Origin of the sequence: Flavonifractor sp. An82, assembly GCF_002159265.1 — a bacterium.
GTDB lineage: Bacteria > Bacillota > Clostridia > Oscillospirales > Oscillospiraceae > Flavonifractor.
On sequence record NZ_NFHG01000017.1, the window covers coordinates 1 to 19,639 of the forward strand.

The window sequence follows — 19,639 nt, forward strand, 5'->3', positions numbered from 1 at the left end:
CAACTGCATCATGCGGTATTAGCAACCCTTTCGGGCTGTTATTCCCCACTCCAAGGCAGGTTCCTCACGCGTTACTCACCCGTCCGCCACTAAGTAACTCAATCCGTTGGACGAATCCTCCGTCATGAGCACTCCGTTCGACTTGCATGTGTTAAGCACGCCGCCAGCGTTCATCCTGAGCCAGGATCAAACTCTCAATAAAATGGTATCTAAAGAACCGAAGTTCTTCAAATCATCTTATCGAAGCTTAATTCATAGCTTCAAAGAAATTAAATCAAGAGCCTTCTTTCAAGCTTTGCTTGTCAGAAGGACTTCTCGTCCTTTCTGGTGCTTCGTGTTTCTTTCACGTTGTTTAATTTACAAGGTACACGCTCCGGTCAGCCGATCGGCTGACGTGCTATTTATTTTAGCACTTCCGGATTCATTTGTCAAGAACTTTTTTCAAGTTTTTTCGGAGCTTTTTAGCTCCAATCCCTTGATTTCAGCCCTTTTCAAACTCGTTCTTGTCTCTCGACTCGAACTCGCTCATTTTATCACGCACACTCGCGTTTGTCAAGCACTTTTTTCTGATCTTTTTCAGAAGGCCGTCCGGGTTCCCCTCGGTTTCTTCCGGTTTTGGTCAGATTTTCATGCCCTCTCGCAAGGCGCTCAGATAGAATACCACCCACAGCCCTATTTGTCAACACCTTTTTTCATTTTTCTGCATTTTCTTTCCCAACCCCCGTTTGTCATTCTCTGGTTGCGACCGCTGGGGAATTATGCTACTCTATATAATAGTTGATCCTTATATAAGAAGGGAGCCCTCCTATGCCCATCAAAATCCCCGACTCGCTTCCCGCTACCGCAGTTCTGGAAAGCGAGAACATCTTTGTGATGACAGAGCATCGCGCCATTCATCAGGATATCCGCCCCCTGAATGTTCTGATTCTCAATCTGATGCCCACTAAGATCGTCACCGAGACCCAGATTCTGCGTAAGCTCTCCAACACGCCGGTACAGATCGAAGTGGAACTGCTGCGAACTGCTAGCTATCAATCCCAGCACACCGACGAGGATCACCTATCCTCTTTTTATACCACCTTTGATCAAATCCGGGAGCGCAAGTTCGACGGCATGATCATCACCGGCGCTCCGGTGGAGAACCTGGAGTTCGACCAGGTGGATTACTGGCCAGAGCTGTGTGAGATCATGGAGTGGAGCAAAACCCACGTTCATTCCACCCTGCACATCTGCTGGGGCGCTCAGGCCGGTCTGTACTATCACCACGGTATCGAAAAGCGTTCCCTCCCCAAAAAGCTGTTTGGTGTTTATGAGCACCGGGTGCTGAAGCCCAGTTCTCCCCTCTTCCGAGGCTTCGACGATGTCTTCTATGCGCCTCACTCCCGTTACACCGAAGTATGGGAGCAGGACATCCGCAACGCTCCTGATCTGGAGCTTATCGCCACCTCATCCGAGGCCGGTGTTTATGCGGTCAAGACAGAGAACAGCCGTCAGTTTTTCGTGCTTGGTCATCCGGAGTATGATCCGGATACCCTGGCCAGGGAATATTGGCGGGATGTCAACAAGGGGCTGGATATCGCCGTGCCCGCCCACTACTTTCCCGATGATGATCCCAACCGGGTCCCCGTAGTCCGCTGGCGCAGCGCCGGACAGCTTCTGTATACCAACTGGCTCAATTATTATGTGTATCAGACCACACCTTACGATCTCGGCCAGCTCGAATAAGCTCTATCCACTTTATAAAAATAGGAAGGAGCCCTCCGGTGGAGGGCTCCTTCCTATTTATAATTTTATACATCGACGTTCTCATTTACCTTACTCTGCAAAGCAGCAATGGTCCTGGCAAGCCACGCCGGGATGGGCGCGCCCAGGGCACCGGCGTTCTCAATGATGCTGCCCGCCTCTGTGAGAATGTACCAGATGACCACCAGAGGGCAGAGAAGCACCGTGTAAGTGAAGGGCAGCTCCACCCCCGGCACGTTGCCCAGCAGATGGCCGATGACCGTATCCAGGATAGCCGCCACGATGACGGCCACCACGCTGCCCAGCTTGTGCCAGATCCCGTCCCGGGCAGACTTGCTGGACCACTCCCCCGCCCGCAGAGCCGCGGCGGAGCCGGTGGCGTAGTCGATGATCATGCAGCCGATCCAGGCCACCACAACCCAGCCGAACCAGCCCCATAGGGCGGTGAGAGCCGCGCATACAGCAGCTACCGCCGCCTTGAAAGTATTGATGTGCTCCATGTCAACTTTCTCCTTCCGGCAGCAGGCCCAGCCGGTCCAGCACCAGGGAGGCCTGTTCCCGGGATAGAGGGGCCTGTGGCGCGGTGCCGTCAAACACTCCGCTGCTCGCAGCCTTCTCCCAGGCCTCCTTGGACCAGCTGCTGGTCTCCTTCTCCCTCTGCTGTGTCAGGTAGACCTCCATCATGGCGTTGAACTGCTCCTGTGTCACTTCTTCCCCCTCCTCCAGTCGCTTGTTGACCGCTGCCGCGATGTCCCCCTCCATGGCATACAAGTAATCCCCTGGACATGCCTTGGCGGCAAAGTCCCGGTGGCAGGTCATGTTGCACCCGCCCCGGTGGTTCACCCGGTCAGCCTTGCTGTTGGACCACACCAGGCTCTTGATACCGTTCCGACCGCAGATATCCGTCAGCAGGTCAATGAGGGCCGCCAGCGCCTTTTCCGTGACCTTGTAGGGACTCACCGCCTCGCTGGACACCTCGATGGTAATGGCCCGGTGATCGTTGGCTCCGTTGGAGCTGCACCAGGACCGGTCCCCCTCGTCCACGCACAAGCCGATGCTGCCGTCCTTGCCCACGGCGTAGTTACAGGACGCGCCGTTGTCCGGGTCATAGGATGTGAAATGTGACATGTTTAAGATCTGCCGGGCAGTTCCCTGCCCGGCAGTACAGTGGATGGTAACGGTATCAATGGCATGGTTCCGGGGGCTGGTCCGGTTGGGGGACAGCCTGGTGTAAGTCACCAGCGAGCTGTTAGGCATCGGCCTCGCCGCCATCCTCTTCGCCCTCGCTGTCTTCGCCGCCGTTCTGCTCCTTCTCCCACTCCTCCCGAGCAGTCTGAGAGATGGGGCCGGGATCGGCGGTGGCCTCCATCAGATCGATCATGCCCTGATAGTCGCCCTCGTTCCACAGGGGCTTGAGCTGGACCATCAGCGCCATGCGCTTGCGGATGTAGGCGTTGAACTTGCCGTTCACGGCAGCCAGGTCGGGATTCTCCTCGTGGAGTTTGGCCCAGTCGGGGCGGAAAGCTCGAGGCAGCACCATGGCGCCCTTGTGCTCATCCCTGCCCAGCCGGATGTTGTTCTGCATCATGGAGTCGCCCACGCCCAGGTCCACACCGTTGGCGTTGGCAATAGCATAGCAGACAGGGACCAGCTTGTTGTAGTTGATAGACATAATTTTTCTCCTTTCATTTCACAGCTGATGCGCCGATCATTTTTGGTTTAAGAAATAAAGGTAATGGATCCGTCATAGGGTGCGTCGCTGGTGAGCACCACGTCCCCTGACGAGGCTTCATAGGACACGCCGGTACCCATCGCCGCCCAGGTACCGCTCTTCAAAACACCGGACACCAGATGCCGCAGCACAAATCCAAACGTGTCGCTTTGCATCCCGTGGTTGGCCGCCTGGATCCGGAGCGCGCCGCCGGACCACTGACTGCTGGTAAAGCTCACCGTCCTGGCTCCGCTGCCCAGAGCCTTTCCGATGGCCTCGTCGATCTGGGGACCGGTAAAAGCGCCGTTATAACCCTCTCCCGTCTCGTTCACCCCCTCATGCAGAGATAGGGCGTTCCATCCGCTGTCAGATAGAACTCGCTCCCTACCGGAAGATAGCGGTGATTGTCATTCCAGCTTCCGTCCTCTCCCTGTGCATAGAGTGAGATCCGGTATGCTCCGTCTCCCCGCACCAGAAAGTCGTCGTAGATCTCAAAGGTACGCTGGATGCCCGCCGGGGTGGCAGAGAAGGAGGCCACCAGGACTCCCTTGCCCACGCCGTAGTCCTCCCCCTCCCTGGTGGCCCGGCACTCAAAGGCCGCGCAGGTCTGATCCGCCGTAAAGGCCACCGTGATGGTATCAAAGCCAGGCTGGGCAGACAGCTTGTCCCGGCTGACGGAAAAGGTCAGACCAGGCGCTCCCATCAGGCCACACTCCAGGTGCCGGCGGCGTTGCACACGAAGACCTTGACGATCTTCACACCGTCGCCGGCAGAGGCAGCCGCCAGATCGGTACCGGTGATGGTGACCTCGATGGGCGTAGTCTTGGGATAACTGCCCTGGCTGCCGGAGGTGTTGAGGGAGCCGCCCTCTGTGGGGATCTGGGTACCGGCGTCCTGGGTGCTGGAGTTCTGGGGCACCACACACACCTTGTACTGCTCGAAATCCACATCGCAGGTGAAAGAGATCTTGGCCTTATCAAAGCCGCTGATCTTGGAAATCTTGGCCTTGTCGGGGCCGGTGATGGTGACCACAGGCACCGCGGTATTGAGGGTGATGTCGTCGGACACCTCCGCGGACTCGTTGCCCACGTCGTCCCGCACCTTGATGTGGACTGTCTTCAGGCCGTCCCCCGCGGTCAATTCCACCGTCTTTTCCGTGGTGAACGTCTCCCAACTGGCAGACCCCTCGTCTGTCACACCGTTGATGCCCCAGATCTTCATCTGATAGCCGCCGGTCTGCTCGTCCGACAGTCCGATGGTCAGCTTGACCGCAGTTTTGGTGGCGTACAGTGCGCCGTCGTTGATGCTGAGGGTAAGACCGCTGGGCGCCAGAGTGTCCAGGGTCAGGTTAAAGTAGCTTGCCATTCATCCATCTCCTTCTCGCTTTCCAGTTCCAGATATACATATCCTCCCGGCCGCTCATAGAGGATCTTTTCACCTGCACAGGCTGTTTTGATCCCCATCTCCCCCACAAAGAGCCCCTCCAGGCTCTGCTGACCCACATTCAGCATGTCCTCCCCCCACAATCAGGTAGAGGGTGCTGTCCGGTTTCTCGGGCAGCGCGTCATACGCTTCCCGGCTCAGCACCTTGATGGTATGGATCTCCCGGGAGGATATGTCGCCCGCCCCACCGGAGGGCAGCGGCAGCTCCGACGGCTGATACCCCTTTGCCTCCAGATCCCAGAGCAGCCAGAAGCCGTCCTCGCCGGGGACGGGAGGATGGGCGTTGAGGGAGCGGATATTCGCCTCCGCCTGAGAGAACTCGGTGGGCAGTTCCGGCCACTGGGCGTCGCCGGACAGGCTCTCCGGTACAAAGACCCGGATGGCATTGGTGTGTCGCACCTTCTCCCCCTGGGTGCCCCGCAGCTGGAGCAGGTAGAAGCCGGACAGGGCCAGCATCTCCGCCGTCAGGGTGACCGACAGGCTGTTCCCGCCCGGTGTCAGGCGGATCACGTCCAGCAGCTCTCCCGCCTGCACCAGCAGGTCCCAGTCCCAGCCCTGGGGCATATCCCCCTCGATCCGCAGCTCCCGGGTCAGGTTGTCATATTGCCGGGCCAGCACCTGTCCCTGCGCCTGGATGGTCCAGTCCTGAAACTGTATCATCTCACCCCTCCTGACCGTCCTCCGCACTCAGGATGGCGGCAGCCTCCTCCTCGGTCAGCTTTCCGGCGGCCGCCAGGGCCTGAATCCGCTCTCTGTCCCACAGCTTGGGATAGTATTTCTTAGCTAGCTCATATACGTTCACAGTTCCACCCCCGTCATAATGGCAAGATAGTCTACATCCGCCCGCAGCTGCTCCACCTCGGTAGGCGCCTGCTCCGGCGGCGTGGGAACCTCTCCCGGCGTCAGGCCCACCAGCACTCCGTCCTGAATGTCCAGCGTGCAGTAGCCGCAGCAGTCCCAGGCCGCCTTCTCCAGCTGGGGCGGCACCGCGATCCACCCCTCCAGCCAGCACTCTGTCCGGTGGCTCTGGCTCTGCAGGCCATGGCCGCCGTCCTCTCTGGCCGCGATCTCAATGATGGTCAACATCCAAATCCCTCCTGATCCATGTAAATAAGCGATACAGCAGCCGGCGCAGCAGAGATTTCCTGTCCTGCCGCCCGGACACCCGCTCCTCCAGCCAGACCAGCAGCTTCCCGGAGCTCCAGCCGCCCGGCTGTACCTCCAGCTCAGGCCCAATCGCCCCCGCTGTCCGTATCCGGCCGTCCCGCACAAAGCGCAGCAGCAAGTCCTTCAGGTAGACAGGTGCAGGCTTCGGGGTAGTTTTGCCCCGTTTCTGATAGGTCCGTTTCTCCCGTGGCTCCTCCTCCAAAGGCAGATCGTTGAAGTGAGCCATGAGCCGCTCCTCCAGGCTGTCCAGCCCCCGCACCTCCACCTGCTCCCCCAGGGCCAGACTCTCCATCCGCCGCAGACCGCACCGGATAGACCGGAGCACTGAGGCGTGATCCACCCCCAGCAGGGTGCCGATCTCCCTCAGACTGAGCCATTCGCCATAGTAGAGGTACAGATAGGTCTGCTGGCGCTGGGTCAGCCGGTCCAGCACCGCTTTCAGCACCTCAGGCTCTCCCAGATCTATCACCAGGGGCCCGCCCTCCCGGCGGCCCAGCAGATCATAGAGCACTTTGGCGTCCTCCGCGATCCTGTCCTTTCCCCGCCGAAGGGTGCGGCAGACGGTGGAGCGGTGCTTCCCTGCCTCCCGGGCCACCTGGGCAGGGCGCTTACCCACGTCGGTCTGGGCCAGATAGGCCTCCTGGGCGGGGGTAAGTCCTGTCCGGGCCGCCCGCACTGCCAGGCGCATTTTGTCCTGTTCCGTGGGGCCCTCCGGGGACTCGGCCCCCTCCAGTTCCGCCCAGGTCTGATACTGGAGCTTGTCCCACTGCCAGCCCTCCAGGCCGGACCAGGTTCTGCCCCGGCTGATCTTGTGTCGGGGCATCAGCTCCCGCAAAAGCCGGGCACAGTCCACCAGGTCCTCCTCCACGGCAGCCAGCTTCAACCGGATGTCCGCAACCTCCCGGCCCCGGGCCTCCGCCAGCTTGGCCTGAAGGTCCGCCTTTTCCGCCCGCAGGGCTTTGGCCCTGGCTTTTACCTGCTTGGCCTCATTCATTGCTTTTCTCCATCCCTGCGGGACGCTATCAGTCCGGCGGTGGTATAAAGGCCGTTCCTGGGTCTGGAATAATAACTCTCCGTCAGCCGCCGCAGATCCCGCATCTCCGCCAACATCTGGCGCAGGAGCGCCACCTCCCAGACGGCGTCGGGATCTCCTCGCGCCGCCAAGCCCTGCCGGTCCTCAATAGCTAACCTCAGCCGCACTGCGGCCTCCCGATACTGCGGCGACAATTCTGACAATCGAGCCATATGGCTCACCTCCTTCCATTCGGGCGTCCCACGGCTTCTCCTTCCACCTGCTGCTGTAAAGAGACCGCATGTCTCTTCACTTATGGGATTCCCACCGGTCAGAGTTGTACGTTTTTGTACACCCAAGTCCGGAAAAAATTTTTTGCCGGTTATTTTGTAAAAATGGGCATAAAAAAAGCAGGCCTTCGCCTGCATGTCATCCCGCTCTACTTTTCCTATGTCCTCCAAAAGATTCCCCGGGAACAGCACAACCCCCCGGCCATCCAACGTGACCGGGGGGCTACTTTTCGACCTGGGGTTCAATCACTAGGCTTACCTCGACTTTCTACAGATTTGCCACGCATCCAGAAAAATCAGATCTTGAGGTTTTATCTGCTCACTGTCTCCTGCAACGCACTACCCTGATTTCCGTCTTCAGCGAACTTCGCATCTGAGGTTTCCGGGTTTTCTCTCTTCAATGAGTCTGTTGGGAACACGTGTTGCCAGAATTTGCTCTTCCAAATTCTCCTGACCTTACAGTGCTCAGAGTATTCCAGTCCTCCCAAATCTTTCGATCCATGCAATCTTTTGATTCCCGAAACCGTCAGATCTGCTTTGATCAATGATCCCCTTGGAAAAACACATCCTTATGAATCCTTTGATCCTTCCAATCCTTGGATTCCTGTAGTACCTTTCCTTCTTCCAAATCTCCTGATCCACAAGAATTTTTCTTTCCTCAGGTCTCTGTGTCGCTTCCATCCTTCGATTTCACGATTCACTTGACTCCCCGGAATTTCTAAACTCACTGGAATCGTTCCATTTTTCCGAATTCTTTGTCCTTTTGGAATCTGCTGATTGTTCCGAACTTTGGCTCTGTGCGCTGCCTGATCGCTTGAATTTTTCCGAAACCTCTGATCTTTTTTATTCTGTCTGCGGAAAGGCTTTGATCAGCTGAGCTTTTATCAGCCCATTGGGTTCACCTCTTTCTTTTTCTGGCTTTAGTATACTCCTCGGTCCACTGTTTGTCAAGCAGTTTTTGTCTGTTTTATACTATTTTTCAAAATATGCCGCCGATCCCTTGTGGCATATTAGCCATACCCCAGGAAGACCAGAATCACACCGTACACCACCGAGGCACTGATGCCATAGACCAGCACCGGCCCGGCGATGGCAAACATCCGGGCGCCCACACCCAGTACCAGGCCCTCGCTTTTGAACTCCAGAGCGGGAGAGGCCACCGCGTTGGCAAACCCGGTGATGGGCACCAGGGTACCGGCGCCTGCGTGCTGGGCCAGCTTGTCGAACCAGCCCAGGGCGGTAAAGAACGCGGAAAGGAAGATCAGGGTCACGGAGGTGGCCGTGCCCGCGTCGGTCTGGTCCAGCCCCCAGCTCTTGTAGAGGTCTCCCAGTCCCTGGCCCAGTGTACAGATCAGTCCGCCCACCAGAAAGGCCCAAATCAGATCCTTCCACAGGGGGGATGGCTTGGCCATTCCCGCCACATATCGGCCGTATTCTTCGTTGGTCATGTCCATGGTGCACGCCTCCTTTTCCTCCAGTATGTCCGTCCCGTAAGGGAATATGTGCAAGTCTTGATTTTTCTCTTGACTTTCCACCTTGTAGAAGGTATACCCTGTTAGCACGGAGGTGAGTTCTGTGAAGATCAACGAGGTGGAGCAGCTGGTGGGCATCACCAAGCGCAACATCCGCTTCTATGAAAAAGAGGGGCTGCTGAATCCCAGCCGCAACGCGGACAACGGCTACCGGGATTACGCCGACGCTGACGTGGAATGTCTGCGCAGGATCAAGCTGCTGCGGAAGCTGGACGTACCCATGGAGGAGATCCGAAAGATGCAGCAGGGCGTACTGACCCTGGACGACGGTCTGCGCCGGCATATCATTCAGCTGGAGCGGGAGCAGGCCAACCTGGCCACCATCCGCTCCCTGTGTCAGACGCTGGCCGACGCCGGTGAACAGCTGGCCAATCTGGACGCCGGACGCTGGCTGGAGGAAATGGACCGGATGGAGGAGGAGGGGACCCGATTTGTGAATATCCGCAAGCACGACACCATCACCCGCTATGCCGGACCGGTCATTGCGGCCCTGGTATTCATTGCCCTGATGGCCGGGCTGATGGTGCTGATGATCTGGGGACTGACGGTAGATCCGGAAGAGGCGCCGCCCATCGGCCTTTCCATCTTTCTCATCGCCATCCCTGTGGTGGTCATTCTGGGTGTGCTGCTGGCCCTGTGGCAGCGCATCAAACAAATTCAAGGAGGAGAAGAAGATGCTGCTTCTAAATATTGAATACATTCCTGACAAGAAGATCCGGGCCCTAGGGATCGCCAAGGGCAGTGTGGTCCAGTCCAAAAACTTCGGCAAGGATTTTATGGCCGGTATGAAGACCCTGGTAGGCGGCGAGATCGAGAGCTACACCCAAATGCTGACCGAGGCCCGCCAGATCGCCACCAAACGCATGGTGGACGACGCGGAGGCCATGGGTGCCGACGCCGTCATCGGCGTGCGCTACGCCTCCGCCTCCGTCATGCAGGGAGCTGCGGAGATCACCGCCTACGGCACGGCTGTCCAGATCCTGGAGGAGTAAAACATGCTGAAGATCGAGCACTTTTCCAAAACCTATCCCGGCGGAAACCGTGCGGTGGACGACCTGTCCCTTCACGTTGCACCAGGTGAAATCTTTGGATTCATCGGCCATAACGGCGCGGGCAAGACCACCACGCTGCGGGCGGTCTCCGGTGTGATGGACTTCACGGAGGGCACCATCACCATCGACGGCCACAACGTGCGCACCGACGCCCTGGCCGCCAAAAAGGTCACCGCCTTCCTGCCGGACAACCCGGACCTGTATGACTTCCTCACCGGCATCCAGTTTCTCAATTTCATCGCTGACCTCTATGAGATCTCCGGCGACGCCCGACACACGCTGATCGGCAAATATGCCGACGCCTTCCAGCTCACCGGCAGCCTGGGCAGCCCCATCGGCAGCTACTCTCACGGTATGAAGCAGAAGCTGGCCCTCATCTCCGCTCTGATCCGGCAGCCCAAGCTGCTCATCCTGGACGAGCCCTTCGTAGGCCTGGACCCGTCGGCGGCCCACCTGCTCAAGCAGTTCTGGGCGGAGCTGTGCGCCGCCGGCAGTTCTGTGTTTTTCTCCACCCATGTGCTGGAGGTGGCGGAGAAGCTGTGTCATCGGGTGGCCATCATCAAGGGCGGCAAACTGATCCGCATGGGGGTCACCTCCGAGCTGGTGGGGGACTCCACCCTGGAGGACGTATTCCTGGAGCTGGAGGGGGATGTCCATGGCTAACTTCCCCGCCCTGCTGTGGCTCAATTTCCGGGCACTGCTGTCCACCATGCGGGTGGGCCGCAAAAAGCGTTCCTTCTCCGGCATCGGGGCGCTGGCCCTGCTGGCCGGTCTGTCTGTCTACATCTCAGGGGTGTACAGCTCGATGCTGGCCGGACAGCTTGCCGCAGTGGGAGCCCTCCCTCTTCTGCTGATACTTATGTCACTGGTGGCGGTGATCCTGGGCTTTTTCTTTTCCCTCTTTGCGGCTCAGGGAGTGGTGTTCGGGGCCAAGGACAACGACCTGATGCTCTCTTTGCCCATCTCCCCCTTTGTTCTCATGCTCTCCCGCACGCTGGCCCTCTACCTGGAGAATCTGGTGTCCACCGTCTTTGTGCTTCTGCCCGCCGGGGTGATCTATCTGTGGCACGGCGGTCCCGGCGGCTGGACGGTGCTGCCGCTGCTGCTGGTCTCCGCTCTGTTTCTCAATCTGCTGCCCACCCTGCTCACCCTGATCGTGGGCTTTGTGCTGGCCTGGCTGTCGGGGCGCTTCCCCCGAAAGGCGCTGGCCTCCACCCTCTTCCAGCTGCTCCTGCTGGGGCTGCTTCTGGCGGGCTCCTTCTGGCTGAGCAGCTCCATGGGCAATGTAGGGACCGCCGCGCCCGCCATCCTGACCTTTTTCCAGGGCTGGGGCCGCCCCTTCCTCATGCTGGCCAACGGTGTCAGCGGCGGGGACCTGCTCCAGCTGCTGGCCCTGTGGGCCCTGTGCCTGATCCCCTTCCTGGCGGTGGTGTGGCTGTTTGCCTGGCAGTATAAGTCCATCATTACCCGGCTGTCTACCCACCGCACCCGCTCGGACTACAAGCTGGGCAGACTGTCTACCGGCAGCCAGCGGGGCGCTCTGCTGCGTAAGGAGGCCCGCCGGTGGTTTGGCACGCCCAGCTATGTGTTCAACACCGGCATCGGGCTTCTGCTTCTTCCAGGCGCCGGGGTGGCCGCCCTGATCTACCGGGACTCCATCGCCCAGTTCCAGATGCTTACGGGCGGCATGTCTCTGGCTCCCCTGGTCCTGGTGGGCATCGCCTTCTGCCTGTCCACCGTGGCCATCACCGGCTCCTCCATCAGCCTGGAGGGGAAGCAGCTCTGGCTGCTCCAATGCGCCCCCGTCCCGGTCACCACCATTCTGAGGATAAAGGTAGTTTTCCAGTTGCTGGTGATCTTGCCCTTTTTGGTAGCCAGCTGGTTCATGCTCTCCCTGGCCTTTGCCTTCTCCCCATTGGAGTGGGTGCTGCTGCTGGCGGACAGTCTGCTCTTTGCCCTGACGTGCGCCCCCTTCGGCCTGTGGATCAACCTCCATTTTCCCAAGCTGGACGCCGTCAATGACGTCATTGTGGTCAAGCAGTCGGCCGCCGCCATGCTGTCCACCTTCCTGCCCATGGTGCTGGTGCTTATATTTTTCCTGCTGTGGGTTTTCGCCCAGGACCTTCTGGGCAGTCTGGGCCTGCTGCTGATCTACACCATTGTGCTGGCAGCCTTCGCCCTGCTTTTCCACCTGCTGCTCCTGCGCCAGGGGGAGCGGCTGTTCCATCAGCTTTCCGATTGATGACAAATTGCTACAAAACGGGGACGGGCCTTGCGCCCGCCTCCGTTTTGCTTTACAATGGGGGTTACATAATATGGAATGGAGGTTCCCCATGAAACTTCGCTTCCGTCTGCCCGCCGCCGGGCTGGCTCTCACCCTTTTACTCACCCCCATGGCCCAAGCCCTGACCCCCGATCAGGCCATCGGGCTGTTGGATACCTTTTATATTGATCCCCTGCCCCAGTCGGTAAGGGAACAGACCACCATATCCGGTATACTGGAGGCCCTGGGCGACCCCTACACCGAATATTTCACCGCCGAAGAACTGGCCGCCTTCAATGCCTCCCTCTCCGACGTCCAGCAGGTGGGGGCAGGCCTGTCCCTCTCTCTGACCGACGGGGGGCTGCTGGTGAACCGGGTCATTCCCGACTCCGCCGCCGAGGCGGGAGGGCTCCTGGCCGGTGACATCGTCACCGCTGTGGACGGCACCTCTCTGGCCGGTATGGATCTGAACGAAGCCAGCGCCCTGCTCACCGGTCAGGAGGGTACCACCTTTCGGCTGACCTACCTGCGGGAGGGACAGTCCCATACCGTTACCCTCACCCGCAAGGCTTTCGTGGTACCCACCGCCTATGGCGAATTGATGGACGGCCACATCGGCTATCTCACCTGCGATGTCTTCGGGGACGAGACCGCCGACCATGTGGCAGAGTCGCTGGGTACTTACGCCAGCCAGGCCAACCGCTGGATCATGGACCTGCGGGGCAACGGCGGCGGCAACCTGACTGCCGCCCTGGATACCATCAGCTGCTTTACCGGTCCCGCCAGCCGTCTGGTTTACTTAATGCAGCGGGACAACTCTCTTTCCGCCCAGGGGAGCAAGATGACCCAGCTGACCGACGCCCCCCTCATCGTGCTGACCAACGGCCAGTCCGCCAGCGCCTCCGAGCTCGTTTCCGCCGCCCTCCGGGACACCGGCTCCGGACTGCTGGTGGGAGAGCGCACCTATGGCAAGGGAGTGGCTCAGGTCCTGCTGGATGAGCACAATCTGCCCCAGTTTTTCCCCGACGGCGACGCCCTGAAGGTCACCACCTACCGCTTCTTCAGCCCTGCCGGTACCAGCAACGACACCGTTGGGGTGATGCCCCACCTGCTGCTGGACCAGTCCCTGGCAGATGAGGCGGCTGTCCTGCTGTCGGCATCTGAGCCCCAGGGCAGTACCAGCGGAATGGTCCGCATGGACTGGAACGGCGCCTGGTACATCGATCTGGAGCAGGCCTGCTCCCCCGATTATCAGGCCGCTTTTACCGCCCTGCTGGAAGCCCTGCCCGACGGCGTTCTCCTCCGGCAAGGGACCGGCAGCGGCTGGGAGGCCACCTCTGCCGACGCCCTGGCCGCCGCCTGCTCACTGACTGACTACGCCCCCCGGGGCTTTACCGACACCGCCCAGTCCCCCTATTCCGAGGAGATCGACCTGCTGGCCACCTACGGCGTGCTGCTGGGCGCCGGGGACGGCACCTTCTATCCCACCCAGACGCTCACCCGTGCCCAGCTGTGCGCCCTGCTGGCTCAGGCCATCAACTGCAGGGTCCCCACCGGGGAGAGCCAGTTCTCCGACGTATCCATGGACGACTGGTACGGCCTTGCGGTCAATGCCCTGGCCTCCATGGGTCTGGTGACCGGCGTGGGCGGCGGACGCTTCGACCCCGACGCGCCGGTGAGCCACGAGCAGTTCATCACCATTCTGGCCCGGCTGGGCCGGCGGCTGGACCTGGGTCTGATCCAGACCTGGCAGGACCGCCCCGACACGGCCAGCGCCGAATATTCCGGTTACTCCTCTTGGGCCTGGGATTCGGTCTGGCTGCTGGCTCAGGATGAGGAGGGCCTGCTGTGGGCTTCTCCGGCGGACATCGATCCCACCGCCGCTACCACCCGGGAGGAGGCCGCCGCCCTCACCTGTACCCTTCTGTGCCGTCTGAATCTGCTGCCCTCTCTGCTCTGAAAAAAACGCGTCCTTCGCTCCGCGGAGGGCGCGTTTCCGGCTTTCTTCACAGAAACTTTATCTTTTCCGCCCCCCTTTCTCCCTGTTTCCGCATGGACTTTTCCACGCGGCTATGGTAGAATGATGTGAAATTATGGACTTGATCCAATCGGAGGCAATTTGTTTTGAGGACAGATGTTTTGGGCGTCGGTTTCGACGACCTGACGTTAGCGGAGGCCGCGGAGACAGGTGCCGGTCTGGTGGAGGCCGATGGCTTCCACTACGCAGTGACCCCTAACCCGGAGTTTCTCCTGGCCGCCCGGAAAAATCCGGAATTCAGGCAGGCGTTGCTGGGGGCTGACCTGGTGCTGCCAGACGGTATCGGCGTAGTCTATTCCGCCAAGATCCTGGGCCGCCCCCTGAAGGGCAGGGTACCCGGTATCGAATTTGCCCAGCGGCTGCTGGCCTGGATGGCCCATCACGGCAAGCGGCTCTTCCTGCTGGGCGCCAAGCCCGGCGTGGCCGAGCTGGCCGCCGCCAATCTGAAGAGCACCTACCCCGGTCTCATCATCTGCGGCACCCACGATGGCTATTTTAAGGAAGACGGCCCCGTGGTGGAGGAGATCCGCGCCGCTTCCGCCGATGTGGTCTTCGTCTGCCTGGGCGCACCCAAGCAGGAGTTCTGGATGGTGCAGAACGGGCCAGCCACCGGCGCCCACCTGATGATCGGTCTGGGCGGCTCCCTGGATGTATTCGCCGGCGTGGTGGATCGGGCGCCAAAGGCCTTTCAGAAGCTGGGGCTGGAGTGGCTCCACCGGCTCATGAAGGAGCCCAAGCGTATCGGCCGCATGGCCAAGCTGCCCCTGGTGCTTTGGTACTCCATGGGCCAGCGGATCAGGGGGCGCTGATATGGCAGGAAGACTGATCGTATTTGAGGGCACCGACGGCTCCGGCAAATCCACCCAGTTCCAGCTGCTGTGCCGGCGGCTGGAGCAGGAGGGGATTGGCTTCCGCCGTCTGGTGTTTCCCCAGTATCAGGAACCCTCTTCCGCCCTGCTGCGGATGTATCTGGGCGGCGAGTTCGGCTCCCATCCCTCCGACGTGAATCCCTATGCCGCCTCCACCTTCTACGCGGTGGACCGGTATGCATCCTGGAAGAAGGTGTGGGGAGACTACTATCAGTCCGGCGGCCTGGTGCTGGCCGACCGGTACACCACCTCCAACGCGGTCCATCAGGCCTGCAAGCTGCCGGAGGACCAGTGGGAGGGATTTTTCCAGTGGCTCTTTGACTTTGAGTGCTCCAAGCTGGGGCTTCCCTTCCCCGACCAGGTCATTTACCTGGACATGCCCACCCAGCGGGCGGTGGAGCTGCTGCGCAGCCGGGAAGCCGCCACCCACACCAAGGGTGATATTCACGAGGTAGACACTGATTATCTGGCCCTGTGCCGCCGCACCGCCCTGCGGGCAGCCCAATGCCTGGGCTGGAACAAGGTCCCCTGTGTGGACCAGGCAGGCAGCCTGCGCTCCACTGAGGCCATCCATCAGGATATCTGGGCCATGCTGACTCAAATAATAAAATGAGGTGCTGTTTGAATGGTAGCGATTTTACTGGGTAACGGTTTTGAAGAGAGCGAAGCCCTGGTCCCCGCCGATCTGCTCCGCCGGGCCGGCGTAAAGGTGGTCCTGGTGGGTGTGGACGGTCTCCAGGTCACCGGCGGACACGGCATCACCGTCACGGCGGACACTACCCTGGATCAGCTGGAGGCCGACTCTCTGCGGATGCTCATGCTCCCCGGCGGACTGGGCGGTGTGGAGGTCATCAGCGGCGATATGCGGGCCCAGGCCCTCATCCAGCGCTGCTATGACCACGGCTGCTGGCTGGCCGCCATCTGCGCCGCTCCCACCATTCTGGCCAACCTGGGGATGCTGGACCGCCGCAACGCGGTATGCTATCCCGGCATGGAGGAGCTGATGGGCTCCGCCGTGGTCCAGAAGGGCACCCCTGTGGTGGTGGACGGCCACATCGTCACCGGCGAGGCCGCCGGCTCCGCCTTTGCCTTCGGTCTCAAGCTGGTGGAGATCCTCAAGGGCTCCGCTGCGGCCGCCCAGGTGAAAGAGAGCGTCCACTATCACGGCTGAAAAAGAAGCTCTGCGCCGTCAGGCGCTGACCTGGCTGGCCGGCCTGTCTCCTCAGGACAGGGAAAGGGGCGATGACGCACTGTTCCGCCGCTTTCTCTCCCTGCCCCAGGTGCAGTCGGTCCATACCATCCTGCTCTACTGCGGCATGGGTACCGAGCCGGACACCCTCCGGCTGCTGCCGCCTCTGTTTGCCGCCGGTAAGGCAGTTTGCCTGCCCCGGTGCCTGCCCGGGAACCAAATGGAGGTTCGGCTCGTCCAACAGGACAGCAGCCTGATCCGCCATCCCTACGGCATGCTGGAGCCTGATCTCCGCTGCCCCCTTGTCCCGCCGGAGGACGTCGACCTGGCCCTGGTGCCCGGTCTGGCCTTTGACCGCTCCGGAGGCCGATTGGGCCGGGGCGGCGGCTACTATGACCGGTGGCTGACCCGGTTTTCCGGCTACACCGTCGCGCTGTGCCGGGACGGACTGCTTCTGGATTCTGTTCCCCGCCTGCCCCATGATGTGGGGGTGGAGCTGGTGGTCACCGAAACCGGCCTGTACGGCCCGTCCGCTTCCGGGCCGGGGAAAAGCGGGGCCTGAGCCCCGCCTCCCCGCGGTACGTACGGCTTAGCAGCAGCCGTCGTTGCAACCGCAGTTGTTGTTGCAGCCGCAGCTGTTGCCGCAGCTGTTCCCACCGCCGCAGCAGCAGCACAGCAGGATGATGATCAGGATGATCCACAGGCAGCTGTTGCCGCCAAAACCGTTATTGCCGAAACACATATCGTCTCACCTCACTTGCTTTAGCTGACCTATTCTATGCGGTCCGGTGGGCACTGGTTCCGGCGATCCACTGTTTTTTTGATTCGGTTAGGAGTTGAACCTATGTCTCAGGAAGATTATCGCAGCGAGGGCCGTCGGGAGACCCACTCCCGGGCAAGCCACAGCGAGAAGCGTCTGGCTCCTTCCAGCCGCTCCTCCAGCCGCGCGGCCCATCGCACCACGCCGGAGGGGGACCCCCGTCCCTCACGTCCCCGCAAAAAGCGCAAACGTCTGGGCTCCTGGGGGATCCTCATCTATGTGATCTGTGTGCTGGGCGTCTCCCTCCTGCTGGCCGGCGTGGGCTGGCTGTGGGCCAATGACGTTCTGGCGCTGAACAAGGACTACCATACCGCCGTTGTGGAGATCCATGAGGGCGACACGGTATCCCAGGTGGCTGACAAGCTGAAGGAGCAGGGGCTGATCGAATACAAGTCTGTCTTTAAGCTTTTCTGCACCTTTACCCATGTCTCCGGCAAGGCCGGCGAGGAGGACGCCAAGATCACCCCGGGCAGCTATGAGCTGAATACCGATATGGATTACCGGGCCCTGATCAGCAGCATGGGCTCCAGCTCCGCCAACCGGCTCACCACCACAGTGACCATCCCCGAAGGCACCACCGAGGCCCAGATCTTTGAGATGCTGGAGAAGGCGGGCGTGGCCACAGTGGAGGATCTGACCGAGACAGCGGCCAACTATGCCTTCAAGTTCTCCTTCCTCCAGGGCGTGCTGCCCCTGGGCGACGCCAAGCGGCTGGAGGGCTACCTCTTCCCCGACACCTATGAGTTCTATATGGGTGAGGACCCGGTGAGCGTGCTCAACAAGATGATCCTCCGCTTTGACGAGATCTTCACCGACGACATGCGCAAGGCCATGACGGACAAGGGCATGACGGTGAATGACGCTGTCATTATCGCCTCCATGATCGAGAAGGAGACCGACGGCACCGACCAGGGCAAGATCTCCTCGGTCATCTACAACCGTCTCAATAACCCCACCAGCGAGACAGCGGGCTATCTGAACATCGACGCCACCATTCTGTACGCCACCGGCGGCACCACGGTGGACATCAACGCCGATACGCCCTATAACACCTATACCCACAAGGGGCTTCCTCCCACCGCCATCTCTTGTCCCGGTGTGGACGCCCTGAAGGCGGCAGTGAATCCAGACTCCACCAATTACTATTTCTATGCGCTGGGCGATGATGGAGTCCATCACTTCTTCCGAACCAGCAGCGAGCATCAATCCTTCCTCAGGAGCCAGGAGCTGTACAAGAATGACTAAACAAATCGAACTGCTCTCCCCCGCCGGGGACATGGAACGGCTGAAAATGTCCCTGGCCTATGGGGCGGACGCGGTCTATCTGGCGGGCAACGATTTCGGTATGCGGGCCTTTGCAGGCAACTTCACCCCCGACGAGATGCGCCAGGCGGTGGAGCTGTGCCACAGCAAGGGAGTGTCCATCCACGTCACCTGCAACACCATGCCCCGCAATGACGAGGTGGCCCGGCTGCCCCAGTGGCTGGAATACCTCCAGGACCTGGGTGTGGACGCCGCCATCGTGGCCGATGTGGGGGTGCTCTCCCTGCTGAAAAAGCACGCCCCCGGGGTGAAGGCCCACATCTCCACCCAGGCCAGCATCTCCAACTATCAGGCCGCCCAGGCCTGGTATGACCTGGGCGCAAGCCGGGTGATCCTGGCCCGTGAGCTCTCCCTGGACGAGATCCGGGAGATCCGGGCCAAGGCCCCCAAAGAGCTGGAGATCGAGGCCTTTGTTCACGGCGCCATGTGTGTCAGCTACTCCGGCCGCTGCCTGCTGAGCGACTATATGACCGGCCGGGACGCCAACCGGGGTGCCTGCGCCCAGCCCTGCCGCTACAAGTATGCTCTCATGGAGGAGAAGCGCCCCGGGGAGTATTTCCCCATCGGCGAGGATGAGGGGGGTGCCTTCATCATGAACTCCCGGGATATGTGCATGATTGACCACATCCCGGAGCTGATGGACGCCGGTCTCAATTCCCTCAAGGTGGAGGGCCGGGCCAAGAGCGCCTACTACGCCGCTGTGGTCACCGCCGCCTACCGTCACGCCATTGACGCGGCTGCCGCGGGCCAGCCCATGGACCCGGTGTGGCGGGAAGAGGTGGACAAAGTGAGCCACCGGCCCTACTCCACCGGCTTCTACTTCGGCCAGCCCGGTCAATACACCGGCGACGCCCGGTATATCCGGGAGTGGCAGGTGGTGGCGGTGGTCACCGCCTGCGACGCCGACGGCAACGCCACCCTCTCCCTGCGCAACAAGTTTGCCGCGGGGGATACGCTGGAGCTGGTGGGCCCCGATGTGGCGGCCACTCCCTTCGTGGCCCCTGCTATGGAGGATGAAAACGGCTGGCCTATCACCGAGCCCCGCACCCCTCAGATGGTCTTCCGTATGAAGCTGCCCCGCCCGGTGCCCCCCCTATCCCTGATCAGGGCCTGCCGGGAAAATTCCTGATATGCAAAAGTCCAGGCGAAATTCGCCTGGACTTTTTTGTGACCTGGAAGTCTGCCCA

At 60.6% G+C, this 19,639-nt stretch carries 26 protein-coding genes and 1 rRNA gene; 12 read left to right on the plus strand and 15 right to left on the minus strand.

All coding sequences use genetic code 11. From position 1 onward, the window contains the following. A 16S ribosomal RNA gene (locus B5G34_RS14245) occupies positions 1-202 on the minus strand; the annotation flags it as partial. A gap of 605 nt (positions 203-807) precedes the next feature. Between B5G34_RS14245 and metA the strand changes: the two genes are divergently transcribed. After that, the gene (gene metA / locus B5G34_RS14250; protein ID WP_087338931.1) at positions 808-1,725 is read left to right on the plus strand and encodes a homoserine O-succinyltransferase; all 918 of its coding nucleotides are present in this window, start codon (positions 808-810) and stop codon (positions 1,723-1,725) included. Positions 1,726-1,790: 65 nt separating this feature from the next. On the opposite strand, the gene B5G34_RS14255 is transcribed toward metA, so the two are convergent. The 13 genes from B5G34_RS14255 to spoVAC all read right to left on the minus strand — a co-directional run bounded on the left by B5G34_RS14255 (position 1,791) and on the right by spoVAC (position 8,820). Then, positions 1,791-2,243, minus strand: coding sequence for a phage holin family protein (locus B5G34_RS14255; protein ID WP_087338934.1), 453 nt, complete (start codon positions 2,241-2,243; stop codon positions 1,791-1,793). Position 2,244: 1 nt separating this feature from the next. Continuing rightward, positions 2,245-3,000: a peptidoglycan recognition family protein gene (locus tag B5G34_RS14260; RefSeq protein ID WP_162609491.1), complete on the minus strand. Its 756-nt coding sequence runs from the start codon at positions 2,998-3,000 to the stop codon at positions 2,245-2,247. After that, positions 2,993-3,415 (minus strand): hypothetical protein, encoded by a 423-nt coding sequence (locus B5G34_RS14265; RefSeq protein ID WP_204245957.1) that lies wholly within the window; start codon positions 3,413-3,415, stop codon positions 2,993-2,995. Before B5G34_RS14265 ends, B5G34_RS14260 begins: the two co-directional genes overlap by 8 nt. Positions 3,416-3,462: 47 nt before the next feature. After that, positions 3,463-3,786: a hypothetical protein gene (locus B5G34_RS14270; protein ID WP_087338940.1), complete on the minus strand. Its 324-nt coding sequence runs from the start codon at positions 3,784-3,786 to the stop codon at positions 3,463-3,465. Beyond that, entirely contained in the window at positions 3,783-4,157 is a 375-nt protein-coding gene (locus B5G34_RS14275; protein ID WP_087338942.1) for a hypothetical protein, read from the minus strand. Before B5G34_RS14275 ends, B5G34_RS14270 begins: the two co-directional genes overlap by 4 nt. Further along, on the minus strand, positions 4,157-4,819 hold the full coding sequence (locus B5G34_RS14280; RefSeq protein WP_087338945.1) for a hypothetical protein: 663 nt from the start codon (positions 4,817-4,819) through the stop codon (positions 4,157-4,159). Before B5G34_RS14280 ends, B5G34_RS14275 begins: the two co-directional genes overlap by 1 nt. Before the next feature lie 69 nt (positions 4,820-4,888). Next, positions 4,889-5,557, minus strand: coding sequence for a hypothetical protein (locus B5G34_RS14285; RefSeq protein WP_087338949.1), 669 nt, complete (start codon positions 5,555-5,557; stop codon positions 4,889-4,891). A 1-nt stretch (position 5,558) separates the two neighbouring features. Continuing rightward, a complete protein-coding gene (locus B5G34_RS18525; RefSeq protein ID WP_140397261.1) occupies positions 5,559-5,699 on the minus strand; it encodes an XkdX family protein in 141 nt (46 codons plus the stop codon). Then, positions 5,696-5,983 (minus strand): toxin-antitoxin system toxin subunit, encoded by a 288-nt coding sequence (locus tag B5G34_RS14290; RefSeq protein ID WP_242957068.1) that lies wholly within the window; start codon positions 5,981-5,983, stop codon positions 5,696-5,698. The genes B5G34_RS18525 and B5G34_RS14290 overlap by 4 nt, the downstream gene beginning before the upstream one ends. After that, a complete protein-coding gene (locus tag B5G34_RS14295) occupies positions 5,967-7,058 on the minus strand; it encodes a sigma factor-like helix-turn-helix DNA-binding protein (protein ID WP_087338952.1) in 1,092 nt (363 codons plus the stop codon). Before B5G34_RS14295 ends, B5G34_RS14290 begins: the two co-directional genes overlap by 17 nt. Continuing rightward, positions 7,055-7,309: a hypothetical protein gene (locus tag B5G34_RS14300; RefSeq protein WP_087338955.1), complete on the minus strand. Its 255-nt coding sequence runs from the start codon at positions 7,307-7,309 to the stop codon at positions 7,055-7,057. The genes B5G34_RS14295 and B5G34_RS14300 overlap by 4 nt, the downstream gene beginning before the upstream one ends. Before the next feature lie 522 nt (positions 7,310-7,831). Continuing rightward, positions 7,832-8,047: a hypothetical protein gene (locus B5G34_RS14305; RefSeq protein ID WP_087338957.1), complete on the minus strand. Its 216-nt coding sequence runs from the start codon at positions 8,045-8,047 to the stop codon at positions 7,832-7,834. A gap of 329 nt (positions 8,048-8,376) precedes the next feature. Continuing rightward, positions 8,377-8,820: a stage V sporulation protein AC gene (gene spoVAC, locus B5G34_RS14310; protein ID WP_087338960.1), complete on the minus strand. Its 444-nt coding sequence runs from the start codon at positions 8,818-8,820 to the stop codon at positions 8,377-8,379. Positions 8,821-8,941: 121 nt separating this feature from the next. Here spoVAC and B5G34_RS14315 point away from each other — a divergent pair, with 121 nt between their 5' ends. From B5G34_RS14315 to B5G34_RS14355, 9 genes are all read left to right on the plus strand, one after another. Then, positions 8,942-9,592 (plus strand): MerR family transcriptional regulator, encoded by a 651-nt coding sequence (locus tag B5G34_RS14315; protein ID WP_087338963.1) that lies wholly within the window; start codon positions 8,942-8,944, stop codon positions 9,590-9,592. Then, positions 9,573-9,890, plus strand: a complete 318-nt coding sequence (locus tag B5G34_RS14320) for a YbjQ family protein (protein WP_087338966.1) — start codon at positions 9,573-9,575, stop codon at positions 9,888-9,890. The genes B5G34_RS14315 and B5G34_RS14320 overlap by 20 nt, the downstream gene beginning before the upstream one ends. 3 nt (positions 9,891-9,893) lie before the next feature. Beyond that, the gene (locus B5G34_RS14325; protein ID WP_087338969.1) at positions 9,894-10,613 is read left to right on the plus strand and encodes an ABC transporter ATP-binding protein; all 720 of its coding nucleotides are present in this window, start codon (positions 9,894-9,896) and stop codon (positions 10,611-10,613) included. Beyond that, complete coding sequence (locus tag B5G34_RS14330) at positions 10,606-12,192, plus strand: hypothetical protein (protein ID WP_087338971.1); 1,587 nt, start codon at positions 10,606-10,608, stop codon at positions 12,190-12,192. Before B5G34_RS14325 ends, B5G34_RS14330 begins: the two co-directional genes overlap by 8 nt. Positions 12,193-12,283: 91 nt before the next feature. Then, positions 12,284-14,173: a S41 family peptidase gene (locus B5G34_RS14335; protein WP_087338974.1), complete on the plus strand. Its 1,890-nt coding sequence runs from the start codon at positions 12,284-12,286 to the stop codon at positions 14,171-14,173. Positions 14,174-14,337: 164 nt separating this feature from the next. Then, positions 14,338-15,060 carry a WecB/TagA/CpsF family glycosyltransferase gene (locus B5G34_RS14340; RefSeq protein WP_087338976.1) on the plus strand — a complete coding sequence of 241 codons (723 nt, stop codon included), beginning with the start codon at positions 14,338-14,340 and terminating at the stop codon, positions 15,058-15,060. A 1-nt stretch (position 15,061) separates the two neighbouring features. Beyond that, positions 15,062-15,733 carry a thymidylate kinase gene (locus tag B5G34_RS14345; protein ID WP_087338978.1) on the plus strand — a complete coding sequence of 224 codons (672 nt, stop codon included), beginning with the start codon at positions 15,062-15,064 and terminating at the stop codon, positions 15,731-15,733. A gap of 12 nt (positions 15,734-15,745) precedes the next feature. Beyond that, on the plus strand, positions 15,746-16,291 hold the full coding sequence (locus B5G34_RS14350) for a DJ-1 family glyoxalase III (protein WP_087338981.1): 546 nt from the start codon (positions 15,746-15,748) through the stop codon (positions 16,289-16,291). A 10-nt stretch (positions 16,292-16,301) separates the two neighbouring features. Further along, positions 16,302-16,871 carry a 5-formyltetrahydrofolate cyclo-ligase gene (locus B5G34_RS14355; RefSeq protein ID WP_275532303.1) on the plus strand — a complete coding sequence of 190 codons (570 nt, stop codon included), beginning with the start codon at positions 16,302-16,304 and terminating at the stop codon, positions 16,869-16,871. Positions 16,872-16,898: 27 nt separating this feature from the next. Here B5G34_RS14355 and B5G34_RS18950 read toward each other — a convergent pair whose 3' ends face one another. Further along, a complete protein-coding gene (locus tag B5G34_RS18950) occupies positions 16,899-17,051 on the minus strand; it encodes a hypothetical protein (RefSeq protein ID WP_164475038.1) in 153 nt (50 codons plus the stop codon). Positions 17,052-17,153: 102 nt separating this feature from the next. Between B5G34_RS18950 and mltG the strand changes: the two genes are divergently transcribed. Both mltG and B5G34_RS14365 read left to right on the plus strand, forming a co-directional pair. Continuing rightward, a complete protein-coding gene (gene mltG / locus B5G34_RS14360) occupies positions 17,154-18,374 on the plus strand; it encodes an endolytic transglycosylase MltG (RefSeq protein ID WP_087338988.1) in 1,221 nt (406 codons plus the stop codon). After that, the gene (locus tag B5G34_RS14365) at positions 18,367-19,581 is read left to right on the plus strand and encodes a U32 family peptidase (RefSeq protein ID WP_087338991.1); all 1,215 of its coding nucleotides are present in this window, start codon (positions 18,367-18,369) and stop codon (positions 19,579-19,581) included. The genes mltG and B5G34_RS14365 overlap by 8 nt, the downstream gene beginning before the upstream one ends. The last annotated feature ends 58 nt before the right edge of the window (positions 19,582-19,639 follow it).